The following is a 318-nucleotide window of genomic DNA, read 5'->3' as shown; positions in this document are numbered from 1 at the left end:
CACCGTCTGGCACAATGTATTCGAGCGCGGCGGCTTGAAGAGCGGCGAAACACTGCTGGTGCATGGCGGCTCGTCCGGCATCGGCACCACGGCGATCCAGCTGGCGGCGGCCTTCGGCGCTTATGTCGTCACCACCGCCGGCAGCAAGGAGAAATGCGACGCCTGCCTGAAGCTCGGCGCCGACCGCGCGATCAACTACCGCGAGGAGGATTTCGTCGCCGCGGTGAAGGACGCGACCGGCGGCAAGGGCGCCGATGTCATCCTCGACATGGTCGGCGGCGACTATGTCCAGCGCAACTACGATGCGGCAGCGATGGA

Annotated in this window: 1 protein-coding gene; it reads left to right on the top strand. The window is 66.4% G+C overall.

What is annotated here, in order from left to right; genetic code table 11:
- On the top strand, nt 1-318 hold a 318-nt coding region (locus tag EN807_RS33965), incomplete at both ends, for a zinc-binding dehydrogenase (protein WP_145972476.1).

Source organism: Mesorhizobium sp. M5C.F.Ca.ET.164.01.1.1, from assembly GCF_004792125.1.
Classification (GTDB): Bacteria; Pseudomonadota; Alphaproteobacteria; order Rhizobiales; family Rhizobiaceae; genus Mesorhizobium; species Mesorhizobium wenxiniae.
This window is presented reverse-complemented; position numbering and strand designations above follow the sequence as displayed.